General features: G+C 63.9%; 18 protein-coding genes and 2 tRNA genes. 16 read left to right on the top strand and 4 right to left on the bottom strand.

Features of this window, described 5'->3' with window-relative positions; all coding sequences use genetic code 11:
- The 3 genes from F0Q45_RS15985 to F0Q45_RS15980 all read left to right on the top strand — a co-directional run.
- The coding region (locus F0Q45_RS15985; protein WP_149654871.1) for an HNH endonuclease at positions 1-569 on the top strand (569 nt) is incomplete at its 5' end.
- A 63-nt stretch (positions 570-632) separates the two neighbouring features.
- Positions 633-860, top strand: coding sequence for an aa3-type cytochrome oxidase subunit CtaJ (gene ctaJ, locus F0Q45_RS27795; protein WP_188112981.1), 228 nt, complete (start codon positions 633-635; stop codon positions 858-860).
- Positions 847-1,314 (top strand): DUF5130 domain-containing protein, encoded by a 468-nt coding sequence (locus F0Q45_RS15980; RefSeq protein ID WP_188112980.1) that lies wholly within the window; start codon positions 847-849, stop codon positions 1,312-1,314. Before ctaJ ends, F0Q45_RS15980 begins: the two co-directional genes overlap by 14 nt.
- Before the next feature lies 1 nt (position 1,315).
- Here the strand turns inward: F0Q45_RS15980 and pepN are convergent, their stop codons facing one another.
- Positions 1,316-3,925: an aminopeptidase N gene (gene pepN / locus F0Q45_RS15975; RefSeq protein WP_149654869.1), complete on the bottom strand. Its 2,610-nt coding sequence runs from the start codon at positions 3,923-3,925 to the stop codon at positions 1,316-1,318.
- 224 nt (positions 3,926-4,149) lie between these two features.
- On the opposite strand from pepN, the gene F0Q45_RS15970 reads away from it, so the two are divergent.
- The 3 genes from F0Q45_RS15970 to F0Q45_RS15960 all read left to right on the top strand — a co-directional run bounded on the left by F0Q45_RS15970 (position 4,150) and on the right by F0Q45_RS15960 (position 6,136).
- Complete coding sequence (locus F0Q45_RS15970; RefSeq protein WP_149654868.1) at positions 4,150-4,773, top strand: mycothiol-dependent nitroreductase Rv2466c family protein; 624 nt, start codon at positions 4,150-4,152, stop codon at positions 4,771-4,773.
- A 67-nt stretch (positions 4,774-4,840) separates the two neighbouring features.
- Positions 4,841-5,320 carry a ribose-5-phosphate isomerase gene (locus tag F0Q45_RS15965; protein ID WP_188112979.1) on the top strand — a complete coding sequence of 160 codons (480 nt, stop codon included), beginning with the start codon at positions 4,841-4,843 and terminating at the stop codon, positions 5,318-5,320.
- Between the two features lie 9 nt (positions 5,321-5,329).
- Positions 5,330-6,136: an Fpg/Nei family DNA glycosylase gene (locus F0Q45_RS15960; RefSeq protein ID WP_149654866.1), complete on the top strand. Its 807-nt coding sequence runs from the start codon at positions 5,330-5,332 to the stop codon at positions 6,134-6,136.
- Between the two features lie 7 nt (positions 6,137-6,143).
- On the opposite strand, the gene F0Q45_RS15955 is transcribed toward F0Q45_RS15960, so the two are convergent.
- Entirely contained in the window at positions 6,144-7,328 is a 1,185-nt protein-coding gene (locus tag F0Q45_RS15955) for a serine hydrolase domain-containing protein (RefSeq protein ID WP_149654865.1), read from the bottom strand.
- 34 nt (positions 7,329-7,362) lie between these two features.
- A tRNA-Gly gene (locus tag F0Q45_RS15950) sits at positions 7,363-7,433 on the bottom strand.
- 133 nt (positions 7,434-7,566) lie between these two features.
- Between F0Q45_RS15950 and F0Q45_RS15945 the strand changes: the two genes are divergently transcribed.
- The 4 genes from F0Q45_RS15945 to clpP2 all read left to right on the top strand — a co-directional run bounded on the left by F0Q45_RS15945 (position 7,567) and on the right by clpP2 (position 10,515).
- Positions 7,567-7,643, top strand: a tRNA-Pro gene (locus tag F0Q45_RS15945).
- 36 nt (positions 7,644-7,679) lie between these two features.
- On the top strand, positions 7,680-9,155 hold the full coding sequence (gene tig, locus F0Q45_RS15940; RefSeq protein ID WP_149654864.1) for a trigger factor: 1,476 nt from the start codon (positions 7,680-7,682) through the stop codon (positions 9,153-9,155).
- Positions 9,156-9,277: 122 nt separating this feature from the next.
- The gene (gene clpP1 / locus F0Q45_RS15935; RefSeq protein ID WP_149654863.1) at positions 9,278-9,883 is read left to right on the top strand and encodes an ATP-dependent CLP protease proteolytic subunit ClpP1; all 606 of its coding nucleotides are present in this window, start codon (positions 9,278-9,280) and stop codon (positions 9,881-9,883) included.
- Positions 9,880-10,515 carry an ATP-dependent CLP protease proteolytic subunit ClpP2 gene (gene clpP2, locus F0Q45_RS15930; protein WP_149654862.1) on the top strand — a complete coding sequence of 212 codons (636 nt, stop codon included), beginning with the start codon at positions 9,880-9,882 and terminating at the stop codon, positions 10,513-10,515. Before clpP1 ends, clpP2 begins: the two co-directional genes overlap by 4 nt.
- 19 nt (positions 10,516-10,534) lie before the next feature.
- On the opposite strand, the gene mmuM is transcribed toward clpP2, so the two are convergent.
- Positions 10,535-11,440: a homocysteine S-methyltransferase gene (gene mmuM / locus F0Q45_RS15925; RefSeq protein WP_149654861.1), complete on the bottom strand. Its 906-nt coding sequence runs from the start codon at positions 11,438-11,440 to the stop codon at positions 10,535-10,537.
- 307 nt (positions 11,441-11,747) lie between these two features.
- On the opposite strand from mmuM, the gene clpX reads away from it, so the two are divergent.
- The 6 genes from clpX to F0Q45_RS15895 all read left to right on the top strand — a co-directional run bounded on the left by clpX (position 11,748) and on the right by F0Q45_RS15895 (position 20,078).
- On the top strand, positions 11,748-13,028 hold the full coding sequence (gene clpX / locus F0Q45_RS15920) for an ATP-dependent Clp protease ATP-binding subunit ClpX (RefSeq protein ID WP_149654860.1): 1,281 nt from the start codon (positions 11,748-11,750) through the stop codon (positions 13,026-13,028).
- 349 nt (positions 13,029-13,377) lie between these two features.
- Positions 13,378-15,336, top strand: a complete 1,959-nt coding sequence (locus tag F0Q45_RS15915; RefSeq protein ID WP_149654859.1) for a 2-oxoacid:acceptor oxidoreductase subunit alpha — start codon at positions 13,378-13,380, stop codon at positions 15,334-15,336.
- 61 nt (positions 15,337-15,397) lie between these two features.
- Positions 15,398-16,489, top strand: coding sequence for a 2-oxoacid:ferredoxin oxidoreductase subunit beta (locus F0Q45_RS15910; RefSeq protein WP_149654858.1), 1,092 nt, complete (start codon positions 15,398-15,400; stop codon positions 16,487-16,489).
- A gap of 25 nt (positions 16,490-16,514) precedes the next feature.
- Positions 16,515-17,096 (top strand): molybdenum cofactor guanylyltransferase, encoded by a 582-nt coding sequence (mobA, locus tag F0Q45_RS15905; protein WP_373424997.1) that lies wholly within the window; start codon positions 16,515-16,517, stop codon positions 17,094-17,096.
- A 1,064-nt stretch (positions 17,097-18,160) separates the two neighbouring features.
- On the top strand, positions 18,161-18,706 hold the full coding sequence (locus F0Q45_RS15900) for a transglycosylase family protein (protein ID WP_149654872.1): 546 nt from the start codon (positions 18,161-18,163) through the stop codon (positions 18,704-18,706).
- A gap of 115 nt (positions 18,707-18,821) precedes the next feature.
- Entirely contained in the window at positions 18,822-20,078 is a 1,257-nt protein-coding gene (locus F0Q45_RS15895) for a saccharopine dehydrogenase family protein (RefSeq protein WP_149654856.1), read from the top strand.
- Positions 20,079-20,122 lie beyond the last annotated feature (44 nt).

Below are 20,122 nucleotides of genomic sequence, written 5' to 3'. Positions count from 1 at the left end.
CCACCCTCGGCGTCGAAACCCACCCACCCAACCGCCACGACAGCGCATCGGTCTGGAGCCGCCGGCGGGTATTGCTGCTCAATTCCACCTACGAGCCGCTTACCGCGCTGCCGGTGCGACGCGCGGTGGTCATGGTGATCTGTGGCAAGGCCGATGTGGTGCACGATGATCCCGCGGGGCCAGTAATTCACTCAGCAACGAGCTCGCTGGTGGTGCCATCGGTGATCCAGCTGCGAACCTACGTCCGGGTTCCCTACCGGGCGCGCGTCCCGATGACCCGCGCGGCGCTGATGCACCGTGATCGTTTCTGTTGCGCCTATTGCGGGGCAAAGGCAGACACCGTCGACCACGTGGTGCCACGTAGCCGTGGGGGAGAGCACTCATGGGAGAACTGCGTCGCGTGCTGCTCGACGTGCAATCACCATAAGGGTGACCGCCTGCTCGGCGAACTTGGCTGGTCACTGCGCCGCAAGCCGCTGCCGCCGACCGGGCAGCACTGGCGTCTTCTGTCCGCGGTCAAAGAGCTGGACCCCTCGTGGGAGCGATACCTCGGGGAAGGCGCTGCCTGATTTTCTGATGTCCGACCTGCCTCAGTTGGTCATGGGTGGGATACGGTTTGCGTCGTGAACGCTATGGAGATTCACCTTTTGTTCGTCGGGATCCCGTTATTGCTGGCGGTCGTACTGGGCCTGTTGTTCTTTTCCCGCAAGGGGCCGCACCCCGCAACGTATGAGCTGTCGGAGAAGTGGACCCATCCACCGATCCTATGGGCCGCAATCGACGAAGACGTCGGTGCGTTCCACGGCGGGCACGGCTCAGCAGAGTTCTCGGTTGGAGGTGGCGCTAGTGGCACATGGTGAAGTTGCGACGATCGAGCCTTCCGAGCTGCCGCAGGGTTGGGTCCTCACCAGCAGCGGACGCATCTCGGGGGTCACCGAGCCCGGAGAACTGTCCGTCCACTATCCATTCCCGATCAAGGACCTGGTGGCGTTGGACGACGCGCTGGCCTACAGCTCACGAGAATCGCGGGCGCGGTTTGCGGTGTACCTCGGAGACTTGGGCACCGACACCGCCGCACGGGCCCGTGAGATTTTGGCGAAGGTACCCACGCCTACCGATGCGGTGCTGATCGCCGTCTCACCCGACCAGTGCGCCATCGAAGTGGTCTACGGCTCAGCGCTACGGGGCCGCGGCGCCGAATCGGCGGCTCCGTTGGGCGTCGCCGCCGCTTCTTCAGCCTTTGAACAAGGCAACCTGATCGGCGGTCTGGTCAGCGCTATCCGCGTGATCAGCGCAGGGATCTCGCCGGCCTAGATCAGTCAGGCCCGGATGCCTCGTCGGCAGCGTCGAACCGGCGGGCTCGCAGCGACCGCTTGACTCCGGCTTGGCCTTCCAGCACCAACCGCCGCAACGGCGGCGGCACCTCCGACTCCAGGGCGGACAGGAAGTTGTCGGCGGCAGCAATGCCGTCTTCGCTGATGTCCGAATAGGGATACAGGCCGATCACCACCGATTGGGCGACCTCGCTGGATCGCCGTGCCCACACTCCCGGGATCGCCTCGAAATAGCGTGCGGTGAAAGGCTTGAGCAGCTCACCTTGCCCCGGCGCGGCGATGCCCGCGATGATCGCGCGGCTGGTGGCGTTGGCCAGGGTGTCGTCTTCGACCACAGTGGTGAAGGCGCTCTCCTTGACCTCGAATTGTGGCCGTGCCGCGCGGGCCTGGGCGGCGTACCGCTTGCCGGTGGCGGTCGGGTCGCGCTGTTCTTCGGCATCGATCCGGGGTGACTGCGGCCCGTCGGCGTCAATGGCACCCGCGGTTGCCAGCGCGATCACGATGCGCCAGCGCAGGTCGGTGTCGACCTCCAAGCCCGTCAGCCCCAATTCGGCCGGGTCACCGTCGAGCAGCGCGGTCACGGTTTCGACGTGGCGGGGCGATAGCACCGACCCGCACAACGCGTTGACGAAGGCTAGCTGATGATCGGAGCCGGCCGCGGCGTCGCGGGCCAATTCCACTAGCTGGTCGGCGAGCTGCGGCCAACCATGCTCGCGGGCCCAGCCCGGCTCGGCGTAGGAACCCAGCGCGGTCTGCGCCTGCAGCAGCAGCCGCTGCGCCACGCCGACCTCAGTCTCGGCGTGCACGCCACCCGACACCAGTGATACGAAGTCGCGGGCGCGCAATTCGGCCTCGCGGGTCATCTCCCATGCCGCTGACCACACCAGGCTGCGTGGCAGCGGTTCGGCGATGTCGGCGATGCGCTGCAGCGCGGTTTGCAATGACACGGGGTCTAGCCGCAGCGAGCAGTAAGTCAGGTCGTCGTCATTGACCAGAATCAGCTTTCCCCGCGAAACACCCAGCAGCGCCGGCACTTCCGATCCCGCACCGGCGACGTCGAGTTCCTCCCGGTGGACCCGGACCAGCTTGCCCGACCCGCTGGAGACATCGTCGTCGTAGATGCCCACTGCCAACCGGTGCACCCGGGTCTCACCCCCGCCTGGCACCGCGCCGCTCTGCTGTACGGCAAAGCGGGTGAACTTGCCATCGGGGTCGACGTCGAAGTCCGGCCGCAGCGTGTTGAGCCCAGTGGTCTTCAGCCACTGCTGACCCCAGGTCGACAGGTCACGGCCGGAAGCCTTTTCCAGCGCGGCAATCAAATCGTCGAAGGTGGCATTGCTGAACGCGTGGGTGCGGAAGTAGTCGCGCAACCCGGCCAAGAAGTGCTCCAACCCGACGTAGGCGACGAGCTGTTTGAGAACAGAAGCTCCCTTGGCGTAGGTGATGCCGTCGAAGTTCACCTCCACCGCGGCCAGGTCGGGGATCTCGGCGGCGATCGGGTGCGTCGAGGGCAGCTGATCCTGGCGGTAGGCCCACGACTTCTCAACCGTGGCGAACGTTGTCCACGCTTCGGTGAATTCGGTTGCCTCACTTTGGCACAACACGGAAGCAAAGGTGGCGAAGGACTCGTTGAGCCACAGGTCGTCCCACCAAGCCATAGTGACCAAGTCACCGAACCACATATGCGCCATCTCATGTAGCACCGTCTCGGCGCGCCGCTCGTAGGCGGCCCGGGTGACCTTGCTGCGGAACACATAGTCCTCGAGGAAAGTCACCGCGCCCGCGTTTTCCATGGCGCCGGCGTTGAACTCTGGTACGAACAGCTGATCGTACTTACCAAAGGCGTACGGCATGCCAAAGTGCTTGTGGTAGAAGCCGAATCCCTGTTTGGTCTGGGTGAACAACCGCTCGGCGTCCATGTACTGTGCCAGCGAATCCCGGCAGTAAAGGCCGAGTGGGATTTCACCGTGCTCGTCGCGGTAAACATCGTGCCAGGCTGCGTACGGGCCGGCGATCAGCGCCACCAGATAGGTGCTCATGCGCGCCGTAGTGGCAAAGGTATGCACCCCGTTCTCCGCCGCGGTGGCAGCGCCGTTGGAAATCACCTTCCAATGCGCGGGGGCCGTGACCCGTAGGTCGAACCTGGCCTTGAGGTCGGGCTGGTCGAAGCAGGCGAACATCCGCTTGGCGTCGGCGGTCTCGAACTGCGAATACAGGTAGATTTCGCCGTCGACCGGGTCGACGAAGCGGTGCAGGCCCTCGCCAGTGTTGGAGTACCGGCAGTCGGCGTCGACGACGACGACGTTGTGTTCGGCTAGGCCACGCAGTGGAATGCCGGTTGATTCGTCGTAGCTCGAGACGTCCAGTTCGCGGCCGTTGAGGCTGGCGTTGCGGACGGTGTCGGCGGCGATGTCGAGCACCGTGTCGGCGCCGGGCAGTGCGTCGAACACCACCGTGGTGGTGGATCGGAAAGCGCTTTCGCCTGCAGCGCCGTTGCCGTCAGTCACATCGAGGTCGATGTGGTAGCTGTCGACAGTGATCAGGGCGGCGCGCTGGATTGCTTGGTCGCGGGTGAGGTTTGGGAGTGCCACGGACTACAACATATCGGCTGGCGCTATGGCGCCTGGGTGACGCCAGGCTGCGAACGCGACGCTGTGCTGCAGCGGGTCGTTTCACCACCCGGTGTCGGACTGGCTCGGCGTAAGGCACTGGATTTGTTGCGATGCCGCTCGGCGGGAACACTCCCGCTCTTGGGGAGGTTCAGTTAGAGGAGCGTTTTGACCGTCTCTAACACTTTCCCGGAGAGGATCGCACCGTGTCCGAGCAAGCCCCCCCAAAATCCGTCGCCGATTTTTGGTTCGACCCGCTGTGCCCCTGGGCGTGGATCACCTCGCGCTGGATTCTCGAGGTGGAGCAGGTCCGCGATATCGAGGTGACGTTCCACGTCATGAGCCTGGCCATACTCAACGAAAACCGCGAAAACGTGCCCGAGCAGTATCGCGAAGCCATGGCCAAGGCCTGGGGACCGGTACGGGTGGCGATCGCCGCAGCACAGGCCCACGGCTCGGCCGTGTTGGCCCCGCTGTACACGGCTATGGGCCGCCGGATTCACAACGAGGGCAACAAAGACCTCGACGAGGTGGTCAAGCAATCGTTGGCCGAGGCCGCCCTGCCGGCCGACCTGGCCGCGGCCGCCAGCACTGACGCCTTCGACGACGCCCTGCGCAAGAGCCACCATGCCGGTATGGACGCTGTGGGTAACGACGTGGGCACTCCGACGGTCCATGTCAACGGAGTAGCTTTCTTTGGCCCAGTGCTGTCGAAGATTCCGCGTGGTGAGGAGGCGGGCAAGCTGTGGGACGCCTCGGTGACCTTCGCGGCCTATCCACACTTTTTCGAGCTGAAGAGGACTCGCACGGAGCCGCCCCAGTTCGACTAGGCCGGACATATTAGCCGCGACGGGGGCCATGTCGGTGTCGGGCACTAGCTCAGGCATGATGTCGGGCATGCGCGTCTACCTGGGTTCCGACCACGCCGGATTCGAGCTCAAACAACACATCATCGAGCACCTGAAGAATTCTGGACACGAGCCGATCGACTGCGGCGCCTTCACCTATGACGCTGACGACGACTATCCGGCGTTCTGCATTGCCGCCGCCGAACAGACGGTGGCTGATCCCAGCAGTCTGGGGATTGTGCTGGGCGGATCGGGCAACGGCGAGCAGATAGCCGCCAACAAGGTCCCCGGCGCCCGATGCGCGTTGGCGTGGAGCGTGGAGACCGCGTCACTGGCTCGTGAACACAACAACGCTCAGTTGATCGGCATCGGTGGCCGTATGCACAGCGTCGCCGAGGCGTTGGCCATCGTCGATGCCTTTCTGGCTGCCCAGTGGTCACACGGTGAACGCCACCAACGCCGCATCGACATCCTCTGTGAGTACGAACGTACCCACGAGGCGCCGCCGGTGCCGGGCGCCCAGGCGTAGGAGCCGGCCGTGCCCGAAGGGCATACGCTGCACCGGCTTGCCCGGCTGCACCAGCGCCGCTTCGCCGGTGCGCCGGTGGCGGTGTCCAGCCCCCAGGGCCGCTTCGCCGACCCGGCCGCCGCAGTAAACGGCCGGGTGCTGCGCCGAACCAGCGCCTGGGGTAAGCATCTTTTTCACCACTACGCCGGCGGTGGGGTGGTTCATGTGCATCTGGGGCTCTACGGCACCTTCACTGAATGGGCACGCGCGGCCGCTGAGCCCCTTCCCGAACCGGTCGGACAGGTGCGGATGCGCATGGTCGGCGCGCAGTACGGCGCTGATTTGCGCGGCCCCACGGTGTGCGAGGTGATCGACGAGAGCCAAGTCGACGAGGTGCTAACCCGGCTGGGACCCGACCCACTGCGCCAGGATGCCGATCCGTGCTGGGCCTGGGCCCGAATCGCGAAGTCTCGCAGGCCTATTGGTGGGCTGCTGATGGACCAGACGGTGATGGCCGGGGTCGGCAACGTCTACCGCAGCGAGCTGTTGTTCCGGCACTGCATCGACCCGTATCGCAGCGGTCAGCGGATTACCGCAGCGGAGTTCGACGCGGCATGGACCGACCTGGTGGCGCTGATGAAGGTCGGCTTGCGACGCGGCAAGATCATCGCGGTGCGCCCCGAACACGACCGCGGCCCGCCGTCCTACGGGCCAGGCCGACCCCGCACCTACGTCTATCGCCGCGCCGGGGAGCCGTGCCGAGTGTGCGGGACAACGGTGCGCACTGCCGTGTTGGAGGGCCGGAATGTGTTTTGGTGTCCGACTTGCCAACGGTGAGGCAAGTTCAGCTCTGCCCCACCCCGAGGGCCGCGTATACCTCGTTACTCAGGGCGACGCTGCGTGGGTCGGCGTTAGCTTTGCTGGCGTCGAAGCGGTTCATCACGTACGCATAGCCGATCCGGTATTCGAGGTCGACGAAACCGAATGAGCCGCCCAGCCCGCCGTGGCCGAAGATCCGCGGGTTGGGCCCATTGACGCAACGCTGGTTGAGCATGTAGCCCAAACCCCAGCCGTGGTCGGCCACCCGTGGCCCCAGCACCAAATCGGTGTCGAAGCCACCTTGCGACACCCGCACCAGATCCATGTGCTCGCGGCTCAGCAGCTTCTCCTGGGCAAGTGCGTTGTAGAACGTCGCCAATCCCAGCGCCGACACCTGGCCGTTGGTGCCAGGGAACTCCAGCTCGCGCCACAGCTGCAGGTCGTTGGAGCCCAGTTCGTCGTCTGGGGCAAAGCCCATGGCAATGGACAGTGCCGCCTTGGGGTGTTCGTCGAGGCTGACCGGATCGCTGGGGGCCTGCACGTCGGCCAGGAGATCCCGGGCGTGCGGCTTGTTGACCCGCTCAGCGCAACGGTGTTGTTCGAACGGCGCCAAGCCGATGTGAACATCGGCGTCGATGGGCTCGGCGATCTCGCTGCGCAGGTACTGCCCGACGGTGCGACCAGTGATGCGGCTAAACACCTCGCCGAGGATGAAGCCGAAGGTGGTCATGTGGTAGCCCTGGGCGGTACCTGGCTTCCAACGGGGCTCGGCAACGGCCAATTGGCCGCACACGAAATCCCAATCGGTGACGTGCTGCCAGCTCATTCGCGTGTTCGGCCCAATCACACCGGACCGGTGGCTCAACACCATGGCCACCGTGATGTTCTCCTTGCCCGCCTGCCCGAATTCCGGCCAATAGCGGGCCACCGGTGCTTGCAAGTCGAGCTCACCGCGGTCGGCAAGCTGGTGGACACAGGTCGCCGTGAGGGCCTTGGTGCCGGACAGCACGGTGGACAGGGTGTCGTGCTGCCACGGTCGGGTGCCAGCAGCGTCGGCCGAACCGCCCCACAGGTTGACGACGAGCTCGCCGTCCACCCACACGGCGATGGCCGCGCCGACTTCGTGACCCAGCGCAAAGTTGCGCTCAAACGCTGCACGTACGTTTACGAAGTCGGGCGCGCATAAGCCCCGGACGTCGGCATCGCTCATGGCGTGTTCCCCCCCGGTGCGGCCGCTTAGCCTGAGCGGGCGACGGGAATCGAACCCGCGTCGCTAGTTTGGAAGACTAGGGCTCTACCATTGAGCTACGCCCGCGTGCGTTAAGTCGAGCGAAACTCTACGTGGTAGCCAAGATCAAATCGAATCGACGCGATTATGTGACCGCCTCGCGCATTGTGAGGTCGCTGCGGGCTTTGTGTTGGCGCGCCGTAGGATCGCGAGGTCAGCGCGGGGTGTAGCGCAGCTTGGTAGCGCATCCGCTTTGGGAGCGGAAGGCCGCAGGTTCAAATCCTGTCACCCCGACCAGCCGACTGCCAGAAACGACCACCGAGGAGCACATCCGTGAAGAGCAGTGTCGAGCACCTGAGCCCGACCCGGGTTCGCATCAATGTGGAGGTGCCCTTCGAAGAGCTCGAGCCTGACTTCCAGCGGGCCTACAAAGAGTTGGCCAAACAGGTGCGGTTGCCTGGTTTCCGGCCGGGGAAAGCGCCGGTCAGGCTCCTCGAAGCACGCTTCGGCCGGGAGGCGATGCTCGATCAGATTGTCAACGATGCGCTGCCCACCCGGTATGGACAGGCACTGGCCGAATCGGAAATTCAGCCACTGGGTCGGCCCGACATCGAGGTGACCCGCAAGGAGTATGGCCAGGACCTCGCCTTCACCGCAGAGGTCGACATCCGCCCCACGATCACGCTGCCGGACCTGAGTCAGCTGACCGTCGCGGTGGATCCCGTCGAGGTTCATGACGACGATGTCGAAGCCGAGCTGCAGTCGCTACGCGTCCGGTTCGGCACACTGAACCCGGTCGAGCGACCGGTGGAAACCGGCGACTTGATCACTATCGACTTGTCAGCCACGGTCGACGGCGAGGAGGTGCCCAATGCCGCCGCCCAGGGCTTGTCCCACGAGGTGGGCTCGGGCCGGTTGATCGCCGGCCTCGACGACGCGGTCGTCGGATTGTCGGTGGGAGAGTCGCGGGTCTTCACCGCAAAGCTGGCTGCCGGCGAACACGCGGGGAGCGAGGCTGACGTCACGGTTACCGTTGTCTCGGTCAAGGAACGGGAGCTGCCGGAGCCTGACGACGAGTTCGCCCAGTTGGCCAGCGAATTCGACACCGTTGACGAACTGCGCGCGGACTTACGCCAGCAGGTGCTCAAAGCCAAGCGTGTCCACCAGGTGGAGCAGATTCGCAACGCCACCGTCGACGCGCTGCTTGAGCAGGTCGACGTGCCGGTGCCGGCATCCTATGTTCAGGCCCAGTACGACAGCGTCATACACAGCGCACTTAGCGGCCTCAACCACGACGAAGCCAGGTTCAACGAACTGCTCGCCGAGCAAGGTTCGTCGCGTGCGGCGTTCGACGCCGAGGCTCGCAGCGCGTCGGAAAAGGACGTCAAGAGGCAGCTGCTGCTGGACGCCTTGGCCGACGACCTGAAGGTTCAGGTCGGCCAGGATGACCTGACCGAACGACTGCTGGCGACGTCTCGACAGTACGGCGTCGAGCCGCAACAGCTGTTTGCCTACCTGCAGGAAAACAACCAGCTGCCCTCGATGTTCACCGACGTTCGGCGTGAGTTGGCCGTTCGGGCTGCGGCTCAAGCCGCAACGGTCACCGATACCGCCGGCAACCCGATCGATACCACCGAGTTCTTCGGCCCAGCCCCGGTGAACGACGTTACCGATTTGCTTACCCAAGAACCCCAAGAAGCTTCCGCAGGTGAAGCAGCCGCCGAGGATGCCGACGACGCAGGCGAGGCCCCAGCCGGCGTCTCAGACGAAGTCACGGCCGATACAGATGAAACCGACAAGGGCCAGTAAGGCCACAACCCGATGACGCTGAGAGCGAACGTGTCCATTTCAGGGCGTGCGTGGTCGCCAAACAGCGCGTGCGGTTGGTTAGGGTCGGTTCATACGAAACTCGAGAAAGCAGGTGTCCCACTGTGAGCCAAGTGTCTGACATGCGTTCGAACTCGCAGGGTCTCAACCTCACCGACTCGGTCTATGAGCGCCTGCTCTCCGAGCGCATCATTTTCCTGGGCTCGGAGGTGAACGACGACGTCGCCAACCGGCTATGCGCGCAGATTTTGCTGCTCGCCGCCGAAGATCCCACCAAGGACATCAGCCTCTACATCAACTCACCGGGCGGATCGATCAGCGCCGGGATGGCGATCTACGACACCATGGTCCTGGCGCCCTGTGACATCGCGACCTACGCCATGGGCATGGCCGCCTCGATGGGCGAGTTTCTGTTGGCGGCGGGCACCAAGGGTAAGCGCTATGCGCTGCCGCACGCCCGCATCTTGATGCACCAGCCGCTGGGCGGGGTGACCGGCAGTGCAGCCGACATCGCCATCCAGGCCGAGCAGTTTGCCGTCATCAAGAAAGAGATGTTCCGGCTCAACGCCGAATTCACCGGCCAACCGATCGAACGCATCGAGGCGGATTCGGATCGTGACCGCTGGTTCACCGCTCAGGAAGCCCTCGAATACGGTTTCGTCGACCACATCATCACCCGCGCTGCCCACGTCAACGGAGAAGCCAAGTGAATCCTCAGATCCAGCCGCAGGCGCGGTACATCCTGCCGTCGTTTATCGAGCACTCGAGCTTCGGCGTCAAGGAGTCCAATCCCTACAACAAACTGTTCGAGGAACGCATCATTTTCTTGGGCGTCCAGGTCGACGACGCGTCCGCGAACGACATCATGGCCCAGCTATTAGTGCTCGAGTCGCTGGACCCCGATCGCGACATCACGATGTATATCAACTCGCCCGGCGGCGGTTTCACCTCGCTGATGGCGATCTACGACACCATGCAGTATGTGCGCGCCGACATCCAGACGGTATGCCTGGGTCAGGCCGCTTCGGCGGCCGCGGTGCTGCTGGCCGCCGGTACACCGGGCAAGCGGATGGCGCTACCGAATGCGCGGGTGCTTATCCACCAGCCGTCGTTATCGGGCGTGATTCAAGGACAGTTCTCCGACCTGGAGATCCAGGCCGCCGAGATCGAACGGATGCGCACGCTGATGGAAACGACCTTGGCTCGCCACACCGGCAAGGACGCCGCGGTGATCCGCAAGGACACCGATCGCGACAAGATTCTGACCGCCGAAGAAGCCAAGGACTACGGCATTATCGACACCGTTCTGGAGTACCGGAAGCTGTCCGCGCAGAAGGGCTGACACTTCGCCGAACGTGCACCTACTGCGAATCCGCCACCGATTTTTCGCACGGATTGCACGCTCGGCGCACCTCGGCAATGTCGGCCGGCCGCACCCGGCAGCATCCGCCGACGATGCGCGCGCCCGCCGCGACCCACTGTGCGGCTAGCTGCCCACAAAACCTGCGCGGACCTACCCAAATGCGGCGCCGGCCGTCCCAACGCTCACCGCTGTTGGGATAGACGATCACCGGCTTCCCGATGTCGGCTAGGGCGATGGCCGACAACACGTCGTCGGGAGCGCAGCAGTTGATGCCAACTGCCACGATCTCGGGAACTCCTGCGGCCACCGTGAACGCGTCGGCGAGCGGTTGTCCGGCGCGGGTTCGCGTCCCGTCGATCGTGTAGCTGAGCCAAGCTGGCACGCCCAGCTGGTGCACAACGTTGACGAGGGCTTCGGCTTCGTCGCTATCGGGGATGGTTTCCAGGGCGAGCACGTCGGCACCGGCGTCGGCCAACACCTCGAGCCGCGGCCGATGCCACCGGGCTAATTCCGCGACGCTGAGGCCATAACGACCGCGGTATTCGGACCCATCGGCAAGTGCTGCGCCGTACGGTCCGACTGAGGCGGCAATCCAAAGGTCGCCGGCATTGACCCTGTCGCGTGCCTGCGAGGCCAGTTCGACGCTGCGGCGTAGCAGCAGGACCGCATCGTCTCGGCTAACTCCGCGCGCCGCTAAGCCCTCGAACGACGCCTGATAGCTGACCGTGGTGGCGATATTGGCGCCGGCGCGAAAGTACGCCGCATGCACCGCGGCGACCTCCCATGGTGCGTCCACCAGCAGCCGTGCCGACCACAATGGGTCCCAGAGGTCATGACCGCGCGCCTCGAACTCGGTGGCCAGGCCGCCATCGCTTATTACGACGGAATTCTCAGCCAATCGCACACGCTCACTGTAGGGTGAGCGCCTGGGGTCTGGCAGTCACCAGTCCGCCACGTGATGCGCATCGGTGGCATAACGATCGCGACACGCCAGGGAAACCGATTGCGCGTCTCGACGAGTGGCGGGCGCTGTGGAGCGATATGTTGCATCCAGACGACGGCACGACGGCACGGATACCCAAAAAACCTAGGAATATCAAACACGCTATTCGCCGCTAACGGTCGCGGTGAGCCGGAGCGAGCGGGTAGCGTCGGGGAATACACGCGGCACGGCAATACGAATGGCGAACAGGAAGTAGGCCCTCACCATCATGGCGCGCATAGGAGACGGCGGCGACCTGCTGAAGTGCTCGTTCTGCGGGAAGAGCCAAAAGCAGGTCAAAAAGCTGATCGCTGGTCCCGGGGTGTACATCTGCGACGAGTGTATCGACCTGTGCAACGAGATCATCGAAGAGGAGCTCGCCGACGCCGACGATGTGAAACTGGACGAGCTGCCTAAGCCCGTCGAGATTCGGGATTTTCTCGAGGGTTACGTGATCGGGCAAGACACCGCCAAGCGGACACTGGCGGTTGCGGTCTACAACCACTACAAGCGTATCCAGGCCGGAGAGAAGGGCCGCGACTCCCGCCACGAGCCCGTCGAGTTGACCAAGTCCAACATTTTGATGCTGGGACCTACCGGTTGCGGCAAGACCTACCTGGCTCAGACGCTGGCCAAGATGCTCAACGTGCCGTTTGCGATCGCCGACGCTACCGCGCTGACCGAGGCCGGCTATGTCGGTGAAGACGTCGAGAACATCCTGCTCAAGCTCATCCAGGCGGCCGATTACGACGTCAAACGCGCCGAGACTGGCATCATCTACATCGACGAGGTGGACAAGATCGCCCGCAAGAGCGAAAACCCGTCGATCACCCGTGACGTCTCCGGTGAAGGCGTTCAGCAGGCTCTGCTGAAGATACTGGAGGGCACCCAGGCGTCGGTTCCCCCGCAGGGTGGCCGCAAGCACCCGCACCAGGAGTTCATCCAGATCGACACCACCAACGTGCTTTTCATCGTCGCGGGTGCGTTCGCTGGGCTGGAGAAGATCATCTACGAGCGCGTCGGCAAGCGTGGTCTGGGATTCGGTGCCGAGGTCCGCTCGAAGGCGGAGATCGACACCACCGACCACTTCGCCGAAGTGATGCCGGAGGATCTGATCAAGTTCGGCTTGATTCCCGAGTTCATCGGTCGCCTGCCGGTGGTTGCCTCGGTAACCAACCTGGACAAAGAGTCGTTGGTCACGATCCTGTCCGAGCCGAAGAACGCGTTGGTCAAGCAATACACCCGGCTGTTCGAAATGGACAGTGTAGAACTCGAATTCACCGACGATGCGTTGGAAGCGATCGCCGACCAAGCGATCCACCGCGGCACCGGCGCTCGCGGCTTGCGGGCGATCATGGAAGAAGTTCTGTTGCCGGTCATGTATGACATCCCCAGCCGAGATGATGTCGCCAAAGTGGTGGTCACCAAGGAGACCGTGCAGGACAACGTGCTACCGACAATCGTGCCGCGCAAGCCGTCGCGCACCGAGCGTCGGGACAAGAGCGCCTAGGCGCGAATCGCCGCTGGGTTCGCCCTGCCGAGGCGGCGCCTTGGAACGAAATAGAACGTGTTCTTCTGCGTAGCCCGCCGGCCGCGGATATGTTTGCGGGTCGTCTCGAGTAGAAGTGACCAACACCACAATTTGGTGTTGGCTGGTCCGGGGGCGCGTTGTTGACATGGACTTTTGGCAGCGGAAGCAGCGTGCTGCAGGGATTTGAGACAGCTACGCAAAACCGCAAGCAGTGCCATAATCGGTACCGCCAGTGGCATGAAACGGGAGGACGGGGGGAGTCACTCCGACGGCGCGTAACCTGAAGCTGCAGCGGAGTGCCGGTCCGGAACAGAGGGAAGGCGGAGACGTGGATCCGAATGGCAGCGCAGCCGGATCAGAGTCCGAAGCGGCGATGTCTCTGGCCCGGCCGCGGCGGCACCTCGACAACGTCGTTATCCGCTTTGCCGGGGACTCCGGCGACGGCATGCAGCTCACCGGTGACCGGTTCACGTCGGAAGCGGCAATTTTCGGAAACGACCTGGCCACCCAGCCGAACTACCCCGCGGAGATTCGAGCACCGGCAGGAACCCTGCCCGGCGTCTCGTCTTTTCAAATCCAGATTGCTGACTACGACATCCTGACAGCCGGTGACCGGCCCGACGTGTTGGTCGCGATGAACCCGGCGGCGTTGAAAGCCAATATCGGTGATCTGCCGCGCGGCGGAATGGTGATCGCCAATTCGGATGAGTTCACCAAGCGCAACCTGACGAAAGTGGGCTACGTAACCAATCCGCTGGAGTCTGACGAATTGGACGACTACGTCGTGCATTCGGTGCCGATGACCACGCTGACCCTGGGCGCGGTGGAATCCATCGGCGCGTCGAAGAAAGACGGCCAGCGTGCCAAGAACATGTTCGCCCTGGGTTTGCTGTCGTGGATGTATGGGCGACCGATTCGGACCAGTGAGCACTTCATCCGGGAGAAGTTCGCCCGCAAACCTGACATCGCCGAGGCCAACGTGCTCGCGCTCAAGGCCGGCTGGAACTATGGCGAGACCACTGAGGCGTTCGGCACCACGTACGAGATTCCGGCGGCGGCCCTGCCGCCCGGCGAATACCGGCAGATCTCCGGAAACACGGCCCTGGCGTACGGCATTGTCGCGGCCGGTCAGCTGGCCAATGTTCCGGTTGTGCTGGGCAGCTATCCGATTACTCCGGCCTCTGACATTCTGCACGAGTTGTCCAAACACAAGAACTTTAACGTCTTTACCTTCCAAGCTGAGGACGAGATCGGCGGCATCTGCGCGGCGTTGGGCGCTGCCTACGGCGGAGCGCTGGGAGTCACCAGCACATCCGGTCCGGGTATTTCGCTGAAGTCCGAAGCGCTTGGCCTCGGCGTGATGACCGAACTGCCGCTGCTGGTCATCGACGTGCAGCGCGGCGGGCCGTCAACGGGACTACCGACCAAGACCGAGCAGGCTGACTTGCTGCAAGCGCTCTACGGCCGCAACGGCGAGTCACCCGTGGCGGTGCTGGCGCCGCGATCACCGGCTGACTGCTTCGCGGTTGCCATCGAGGCGGCGCGGATCGCGGTGTCCTACCACACGCCGGTGATCATACTTTCTGACGGGGCCATCGCTAACGGCTCCGAGCCATGGCGGATCCCAGACGTTGACACCCTTGAGCCCATTGAGCACACGTTCGCCAAACCCGGTGAGCCCTTTCAGCCCTACGCCCGCGACCCCGAAACGCTTGCCCGTCAGTTCGCGGTGCCAGGCACACCCGGCCTTGAGCACCGCATCGGGGGACTCGAGGCCGCCAACGGCTCCGGCGCAATCTCCTACGAGCCGGTCAATCACGACCTCATGGTCCGCATACGCCAAGCCAAAATTGACGGCATTCGCGTGCCCGAGCTCGAAGTCGACGACCCTACCGGAGACGCCGAGCTACTACTGATTGGCTGGGGCAGTTCCTACGGGCCGATTGGCGAGGCCTGCCGGCGCGCGCGACGTAAGGGCGTCAAGGTCGCCCATGCCCACTTGCGGTACCTCAGTCCGTTCCCGGCGAACCTGGGCGATGTGCTGCGACGCTACCCGCAAGTCGTGGCTCCAGAAATGAACTTGGGTCAGCTGGCGCTCTTGCTGCGCGGCAAGTACCTGGTCGACATTCAATCGGTCACCAAGGTTCAAGGTTTGTCGTTCTTGGCAGACGAGATCGGCCGCGTCATCCGCGCCGCACTGGGCGGGACACTGGCCGAAATCGAGCAAGACAAGACGATGGTCGCCAAACTGGGAGCGGCCACGGTGGAGACGGGAGCTAACGCATGAGTCGCGTCGGCGACGATGCCGTGGGAGCACCACCCACGTGTGGGGGGAAGGAGCGGCGCTCATGAGCAACGTGACCGACAAGCTGGCGGGCACCGACCTCGGACTGACCCCGAGTTTGACCAAGAACTCCCGCGTCCCCGCGGCGGACCAACCGCAAAAGGCGAAGGACTACACCAGCGATCAGGAGGTCCGCTGGTGCCCGGGCTGCGGTGACTATGTCATCCTCAATACGATCCGCAACTTCCTGCCCGAACTCGGGCTGCGCCGCGAGAACATCGTGTTCATCAGCGGTATCGGATGCTCCAGCCGGTTCCCCTACTATCTGGAAACCTATGGTTTTCACTCAATCCACGGCCGCGCGCCCGCGATCGCGACCGGTCTGGCGCTGGCCCGAGAAGACCTTTCGGTGTGGGTGGTCACCGGCGACGGCGACGCGTTGTCGATTGGCGGCAACCACCTCATTCACGCGATGCGCCGCAATGTCAACATCACCGTCTTGCTGTTCAACAACCGGATCTATGGGTTGACCAAAGGGCAATATTCGCCGACCTCGGAGGTCGGCAAGATCACCAAGTCGACACCGATGGGTTCGCTGGATAACCCGTTCAACCCGGTCTCGTTGGCGCTAGGAGCCGAGGCGACGTTCGTCGGCCGCGCACTGGACTCAGACCGCGCCGGGCTTTCTGAGGTGTTGCGCGGGGCCGCCGAGCATCGCGGTGCGGCCCTGGTCGAGATCCTGCAAGACTGCCCAATATTCAACGACGGCTCCTTCGACGCGCTCCGTAAGGAGGGGGCCGAAGAGCGGGTGATCAACGTGCGCCACGGCGAACCGATCATCTTCGGCGCCAACGGCGAGTATTGCGTTGTGAAGTCCGGCTTCAGCCTGGATGTCGCCAAGACCGCCGACGTCGCTGTGGAAGAGATTGTGGTGCACGACGCCCACGCCGAGGACACGGCTTATGCCTTCGCGTTGTCTCGGCTGTCGGATCAGAACCTCGAGCACACCGTGCTGGGAATCTTCCGCAACATCAGCCGGCCCAGTTACGACGATGCGGCGCGTGCCCAGGTCAGCGCGGCCCGGAGCGCGCATCCCACCGATGCCGGTGCGCTGCAATCCCTGCTGCGCGGTCGGGACACCTGGACAGTAGGCTGAGGTGGCTGAAATCGATTCGGACGCAATGCCATTAGCCGGAGTTGTACTCGCCGGAGGCGAGTCGCGCCGGATGGGTCGCGACAAAGCGACCCTGCCGCTTCCCGGTGGGACCGCGACGCTTGTCGAGCACGTGGTCGGTGTTGTCGGCGAGCGCTGCCAGCCGGTATTCGTGGTAGCGGCTCCGGGGCAACCACTGCCTCCGTTACCGGTTTCGATCCTGCGCGACGAACTGCGAGGGCTGGGGCCGCTGCCGGCGACTGCTCGCGGCTTGCGGGCAGCCGCCGCAGCCGGCGCCCGGTTCGCTTTCGTGTGCGCTGTCGACATGCCGTTGCTGACAGTCGAATTGATAGACGATCTGGTGCGCCGCGCGGTGGAGACCAATGCCGAAGTGGTACTGCCATGGGACGGTCGCAGCCATTACCTGGCTGCGGTATACCGGACCGATTTAGTCGATCGGGTTGACGCACTGGTCAGCGCCGGTGAGCGCAAGATGAGCGCTTTTGTCGATGTCTGCGATGCCCAACGGATCGTGATGTCGGATTCCGGGCCGCTGTCCAATATCAATACCGAAGCTGACCTGCGCGTACCCGCACAGCCCTGGCGCTGACCGTCAGCTCAGACAGCTGTCTCGGCCCGTGATCGAATTCGCCGTTGACGTTTTCCGAGTCTCGCCCGCTATCCCTTTGTGATCAATTTAGCCGGAGCCTCAGAAATGTATTCTCTGTTCTATTGAGTGAATTCGTTATTAATTTGAATTTAATATTGGTGTTTGCTTCGGGCGGCAAGCGAAAATTCCAGCCGGGCCGACTTGTATCGTATTGTTCTGCGGCACAGCATATTTGGACTTCCGGCCCAGCTCGGTTATCCCATGATCCTATGGCCCTGCGGCCTGAGTCGAAGCGAAGCCGATTAGCTATCCTGCAGCAAAATGCTGGTGCTATGCATCCGTCACCCTTACGGCCGGGTTTCGCATCGTCGCCCGGGGCCGCGGCAGTGTGGTGACTATGACTCGATAGCTTGATCGAAGCAGCCAGAAGTACTGGTGTCACGTAGTTTTGGGCTGACAAGCGGATCGCGGTGCAGCCCTGTGAATCTTCTGGTGGCATCCTCGAATCTAGCTGTGAGACATGGTGTTCAGGCCATCGATCAACCACGCACTATGATGCAGGTCACTACGACTCGCCGCAACACGGAAGGGTCGCCCCGGTTCCGCTTCCAGCAAATTCGTGTTGCAGCTCACAATATTGGCGTGATTCGGCTCACGGCGGCCCCGTTGTCTCATGCGATCTGTCGCAGCGGCAAACACGCTGCTGACCTGCATCGACCATTCTGGTACCCGGACGTGATTAGCTCGTTATAGAACTGAAGATGCCGATTCTGCAGAGATGACGAATCCAAATCGTTATCGTACGGTGCCTTTAGCCCGAAACCGGGTAACGGTAATTAATCAAAATTGAATCCACGGACCCGCGTGTGAGCGGAGCTAAGGATGGCACCCTGTTTGGGAGCAGCCGTCGTAGCAGTCGGTGAGAACCGGCCGGGCAACTCGAGCCCTTCGCTGTCGTGCCGAAACCAGACGGCACGCCTCAAAGCAGCAATCCACCCGGAAGCATCCGACCCACGACCCGTGGGCTGGGTTGCTTTGGCGCGCGCACCGCGAAAGGAACAATGTTGAAGAACGTCCGCAAGACGCTCATCGTGGCCGCGATCACCGGGACGCTTGTGACTATGCCGTCCGGTGTCGCCTATGCAGATGAGGGCCTCGACCCGAACGTGCCTTCGGCTCCGGATACCCCCGAACTCGTGGGTTTTGACACCACCCTGCCACCACCTTCGGGCGCCGACTCCGAGATCGCGCCCGTTGACCTGCCGGCAGGGCCGGCTCCGGACGACGCGCCGCCGGTTCCAGAGCCTGTCGACTTCGACCCGGGTATGCCGCCGCCCGCGGGGCCAGACGTACCGCCCGCGCCGCCGGCCTCCAAGGCGTACAGCGTGAACTGGGACGCGATCGCCCAGTGCGAATCGGGGGGTAACTGGGCGATCAACACCGGTAATGGCTACTCCGGCGGCCTGCAGTTCACCGCCGGGACCTGGCACGCCAACGGCGGGTCCGGCTCGGCGGCCGGCGCCAGCCGTGAGGAGCAGATCCGGGTGGCCGAGAACGTGCTGCGCTCCCAAGGGATCGGCGCCTGGCCGGTCTGCGGTCGACGCGGCTGATCGACATCGCGCTATTGCCTGCGTGCCCAGGGTGTCGGACCATCGCGGTCCGGCACCCTGGTGTATGTGGGGTTGGCTACGCGTTAACCCAGGGCTTGGGGGTAGCGTCGGGCCGGTGACTGCAACGCCGCGTGAGTTCGACATCATCCTGTATGGGGCGACCGGCTTCGTTGGCAAACTAACTGCCGAATACCTGGCCCGCGCCGGCGGACCGGCCCGAATCGCATTGGCCGGCAGATCGACCGAGCGTCTGCACGCGGTTCGCAACACCTTGGGCGAATCGGCGCAGTCCTGGCCAGTCGTGGCCGCCGACGCCGGCAGGCCCTCGACGCTGGAACAGCTGGCCGCCCGCACCCGGGTTGTCGTCACCACGGTCGGGCCCTACCTGCGCTACGGACTGCCGCTGGTGGCCGCGTGCGCAGCCGCCGGCACCGACTATGCCGATCTGACCGGTGAGACACCGTTCGTCCGCCAAAGCAGCGATCTGTACCACAAGCAGGCCGCCGACACCGGCGCCCGCATCGTGCATGCCTGCGGTTTCGACTCGATTCCGTCGGACCTCAGCGTGTATGCCCTGTACCGGGCGGCGCGTGACGACGGCACCGGAGAGCTGGGCCAGACCGACTTTGTCGTCCGATCTTTCGCCGGCGGAGCTTCCGGCGGCACCATCGCGTCGATGCTGGAAGTCATGCGCGCCGTCTCCGCCGACCCCGAGCTGCGTCGCCAGTTTGCCGACCCCTACATGCTGAGCACCGAACGCGCTGCCGAGCCCGAACTAGGCCCGCAGCCGGATCTGCCGTGGCGGCGCGGGAGTCGACTTGCCCCCGAGCTGAGCGGTTTGTGGACAGCAGGATTCGTGATGGCGCCTGCCAATACCAGGATCGTGCGCCGCAGCAACGCCCTATTGGGCTGGGCCTATGGCAGAAAGTTCCGGTACAGCGAACACATGAGCCTAGGCTCATCGGTCCTTGCGCCGGTGACGTCGGCCCTTGTCACCGGCTTCGCCAAGGTGACGACCGGGCTGGGCAGCCGCTACTTTCGGCTATTACCGCGAGGGTTGGTGGAGCGCGTCGTGCCCAAACCCGGAACCGGGCCAACGGCGGCGACTCGTGAGCGCGGCTACTACCGAGTCGAGACCTACACCAGCACTAGCTCCGGCGCCCGGTATGTGGCGCGTATGGAGCAGCAGGGCGATCCCGGTTACCTGGCGACCTCGGTGTTGTTGGGGGAGTGCGGCTTAGCACTTGCATGTGATCGCGACAAGCTTTCGGATCTGCACGGTGTGCTGACCCCGGCAGCCGCGATGGGTGATGCGCTGCTGGCGCGCTTCCCGGCCGCCGGAGTGGCGCTGCGAACTGAGCAGTTGAACTGACTTATCCCCATCAGGGGTGTACCCGAAAAGTGGGTGAGTCTAGC

The organism is Mycobacterium simiae (genome assembly GCF_008370645.1).
GTDB lineage: Bacteria > Actinomycetota > Actinomycetes > Mycobacteriales > Mycobacteriaceae > Mycobacterium > Mycobacterium simiae_A.
This window is presented reverse-complemented; position numbering and strand designations above follow the sequence as displayed.